3 protein-coding genes are annotated in these 3,998 nt (G+C 71.4%); 1 reads left to right on the forward strand and 2 read right to left on the reverse strand.

Going from position 1 to position 3,998, the window contains the following annotated elements; all coding sequences use genetic code 11:
• Window positions 1-458: AfsA-related hotdog domain-containing protein (locus ACJOT3_RS33240; protein WP_406977100.1), on the reverse strand; the 458-nt coding region annotated here is incomplete at its 3' end.
• A gap of 559 nt (window positions 459-1,017) precedes the next feature.
• On the opposite strand from ACJOT3_RS33240, the gene ACJOT3_RS33245 reads away from it, so the two are divergent.
• Window positions 1,018-1,824: an AfsR/SARP family transcriptional regulator gene (locus ACJOT3_RS33245; protein ID WP_406977101.1), complete on the forward strand. Its 807-nt coding sequence runs from the start codon at window positions 1,018-1,020 to the stop codon at window positions 1,822-1,824.
• A 58-nt stretch (window positions 1,825-1,882) separates the two neighbouring features.
• On the opposite strand, the gene ACJOT3_RS33250 is transcribed toward ACJOT3_RS33245, so the two are convergent.
• Window positions 1,883-3,998, reverse strand: a 2,116-nt coding sequence (locus ACJOT3_RS33250) for an MMPL family transporter (protein ID WP_406977102.1), incomplete at its 5' end; no start/stop codon positions are given.

The following is a 3,998-nucleotide window of genomic DNA, read 5'->3' on the forward strand; positions in this document are numbered from 1 at the left end:
AGGACCCGCGCGGGCTCGGCGCCCTGGCGCAGGCCGTCGAGGTCGGTGATGTGCAGCGACATGCGGTGCATGATGAACGCCCGGTCCATGGGGACGTCCAGGTGCCGGTGCGAGACGAGCACTCCGGTCTGGCGGCACGCCTCCAGCAGCAGCGGCAGGTCGTAGGCCGGGGACTCCAGCATCACGTGCCCGCGGGGCAGCTGGGCGGCGACCTCGAAGGAGGTCTCACCGGTCTGCCGGGAGTCGGTGACGAACACCTCCGAGACGGCGTTGCGGTGGACCAGCCCGCGGGGCACGGTCGCGTCGTAGTCGAGCTCTCGGGGCTCGCCGTAGTCGGGGTCCAGGTGGGTCAGGTCCCGGTGGTCGGTGCCGGCCTCGGCGGTCCGGGGCTCGGCGGCCTCGACGGTCCGGGGCTCGGCGGTCGCGGTGGCCTGGGGCCCGGTGGTCGTGCGGTTCATGTCTTCCCTTTCGTTCACGTCCCCCTCGACGGCTGTTCCGCGGAGAGGACACGGGGTTCGGAACGGTGAGGAGAGCCATCCCAGTGGCGGGGGTGGACGGGGAACGGTCCGCCCCCGCCACGGACACCGAGTATCCGGAGGGGACCTGAAGAAGACCTGGAGCACGACCTGAAGGCCGGCCGCGAAAAAAACTCACTTCTGACCCTGCACGAGGCGTTCACATGGGAAAATGCGCGTGCAATTAATCCTTGGCCTCGATCATCTGTGTTTTGTGACCATCGACACAGGAGATGGCTTCGGGGCCCGTGGTCCACACCCCCGCCTGCGAAGGCCCCCACCTTGATGGCGCAGGGAAATTTATCCATTACTTACAGGTACGGACCTCGTGTTTATGATCGGCTCACCGCACACCGACGGCGTGCACACGCCGTCACAGAGCGGTACTCCGGCCCACTTCGGAGGAAGGCCTCCGCCACCGACGCCGGAGGGCGACGAACCGGACCGGAGTGCACGAGAAGCTGGAGACGGGTAACGCAAGAATCGCCGGAAGGGCTCCGGAATGATCAGAACCACGCAGGCGGCACCGACGACCATCGCCGTCCTGGGGGAGCTGGAGGTCGTCGGAGAACACGGTCCCCTGTCCCTGGGCGCCCCACGACAACGCGCCGTGTTCGCGGCCCTCGCGCTCAACGCCGAGCGCCCCGTGACCACGCAGCGCATCATCACGATGGTGTGGGGACCGAGCCACCCGACCCACGCCGTCAACCTGGTCCACAAGTACGTTTCCGGACTGCGCCGCGCCCTCGCCGCCCTACCCCCGCACAGGAGTGTCGCCATCGAGAGCGGTCCCACCGGCTACCGGCTCGTGCCCCCGGCCGGCCAGATGGACCTGATCCTGTTCCAGACCTGGATGCAGACCGCACGCGCTCTGCGCGACCGCGGCGAGGAGGCACAGGCCGCCGACCTGTTCGGCCGCGCCCTGGCCCTGTGGCGGGGGCCGTTCCTGGGCGAGCTGTCCGGACCCGCGTTCGACGACGAGCGGGAGTTCATGGAGACCGTCCGGCTGGTGGTGCTGGAGGAGTACGCCGCCGTCGGGCTCCGGACTGGCCGCCGGGCCGAGGTGATGGAGCCGCTGCGCGACGCGCTGCGGCACCACCCGCTGGAGGAGAACCTGGCCCGGCTCCTCATCCTGGCCCTGTACGAGGAGGGCCGCACGGCCGAAGCGGTCCGCGTGTACCAGATGCTGGCCACGCGGATGCTGGGGGAGCTCAACGTTCCGCCCCGCCCCGAGCTGCACGACCTCTACCAGGCCATCCGCCGCCACCAGCCGATCACCGGCGCACGGCGGCTGCAGAACGCCCCCTGACCGCGCACACGACAGGTCCCACCGGGAGGACTCGCCTCCCGGTGGGACCGCTCCCGGCTCAGACCCCCGCGGGCACGCGCTCGCGCCCGGCCGGCGCCGGGGCCGCGGGCTCCTCGCCGCCGCCCTCGGAGATCCCGATGCGGTCGTGCAGCCACCGCAGCGGCCGCGGCAGCCACCAGTTCACACCGCCCAGCAGGCGCATCGTCGCCGGGACCATGATCGCGCGGACCAGGGTGGCGTCCACGAACACCGCGATCGCCAGGCCGATGCCGATGATCTTCAGGAACAGCAGGCCCGAGGTGCCCATCGCCAGCAGCACCACCACGAGCAGGACCGCCGCGCTGGTGATGATCCGCCCCGTGTGCTGGAGCCCCGCCGCCACCGAGCGGGTGTTGTCGCCGGTGCGCAGGAACTCCTCGCGGACCCGGCTGAGCAGGAACAGCTCGTAGTCCATGGCCAGGCCGAACGCCACGATCGTGATGAGCACCAGGTAGGTGGGGTCGATCGTGCCGACCGGCTCGAACCCCAGCGGGCCGGCGAAGGCGCCCTCCTGGAAACCCCAGATCACCACGCCCAGCGAGGCGCCCAGGGACAGCGCGCCCATGAGGACCGCCTTGACGGGCAGCACGATCGAGCCGAAGGCCAGGAACAGCAGGAACAGGGTGGCGCCCGCGATGAACCCGACGGTGACCGGGGCCGACTCCACGATCGCGGCCACGTTGTCCTGCTGCATCGCCGCGACACCGCCCACCAGGGTCTCCTGCGCCCCGTCCGGGGCGGGCTCGGCGCGGACGTCGGCGACCAGGCCCTTGACCTCGTCGGAGTCGGTGGCGCCCTGGTAGGCGACCAGGACGTGGGCGATGCCCTCGCCGGTGCGCTCCACCCGGGCCAGGGCGACCTCCGGCAGGTCCTCCAGGCGTTCGGCGTACTCCTCCAGCGCCTCGTCGGAGGGGTCCCCGACCACCGCGACGTGCAGGCGGCCCAGGCCACCCGCCGGGAAGTCCTCGGCGACCGACTCGGTGGCGATCCGGCTGCCCGCGTCCTCGGGCAGGTAGCGCTGGTCGGTGGTGCCCAGGTGGGCGGAGGCCAGGCCCGAGCCGAAGACCACCAGAACGGTGAGGACCGCCACCAGCGACACCGCGGGGCCGCGCATCACGGTGCGGGCCAGCCGTGTCCAGCCGCCCTCCTGGAGGGTGCCGGTGACGGTGCGGCGGGGCAGCGGCAGCCGGAGGCGGTCGATGCGCCGGCCCACCACCGACAGCAGCGCCGGGAGGAACACCAGGGCGGCCAGCAGGTCGAACAGGACCACGGCGATGCCGCCGAACCCGATGGACTTCAGGATCGGCTGCGGGAAGAACAGCAGGCCTGCGAACGCGATGCCGACCGTGACCCCCGAGAAGGCGACCGTGCGCCCCGCGGTGTCGACGGTGCGGCCCACCGCGGCGGCCACCCCCCGGCCCCGGTCCAGCTCCTCGCGGAAGCGGCTGACCATGAACAGGCCGTAGTCGATCGCCAGGCCCAGGCCCAGGATGGTGGCGACGTTGACCGCGAACACCGAGACGTCGGTGACGTGGGTGAGGGCGCGCAGCACCGTCAGGGAGCCCAGGATGGCCAGGCCGCCCACCGCCAGGGGGACCACGCCCGCGATGAGGCCGCCGAAGATCAGCACCAGCAGGAACAGCAGCAGCGGCATGGTGATGAGCTCGGCGCGGACGATGTCGGCCTCGGCGGTCGCCGAGAGCTCGTGCTCGACCGCGATGGGGCCGCCCAGGTGGGTCTCCAGCGGGCCCGACTCCAGGTGTTCGGCGACGGCCTCGTACTGGTCCAGGCGGTCGGTGTGGCTCTCGCCGGTCAGGATGAGGGGGAGGTAGGTCGCGTGCATGTCCTCGGAGACGAGCATGCCGCGTTCGATGTCGGAGAGGTCCTCGTCGAGGTAGACGTCGAAGTCGGCGACGGCGCCCTCGGGCATGCCGTCGGCGATGCGCTGGACGGCCGCGGCGAAGGTGGGGTTGTCGACCTTCATCTCGTCGCTGCGGTAGACGGCGACGATGTCGATGTCGTCGTGGCCCAGCTCGCCTTCGAGGAGGTCCATGGCGCGGGAGGACTCGGCGCCGGGGTCCTCGAAACCGCTCTCGCTGACGTCGGAGAAGACGCCCGAGCCCCAGACCGCGGCG

This window comes from Nocardiopsis protaetiae (genome assembly GCF_045446735.1).
Classification (GTDB): Bacteria; Actinomycetota; Actinomycetes; order Streptosporangiales; family Streptosporangiaceae; genus Nocardiopsis; species Nocardiopsis protaetiae.

Bases quoted from the DNA above. Each gene is read 5' to 3' on its own strand.
- ACJOT3_RS33245 (WP_406977101.1), top strand. From the start codon at position 1,018: ATGATCAGAACCACGCAGGCGGCACCGACGACCATCGCCGTCCTGGGG.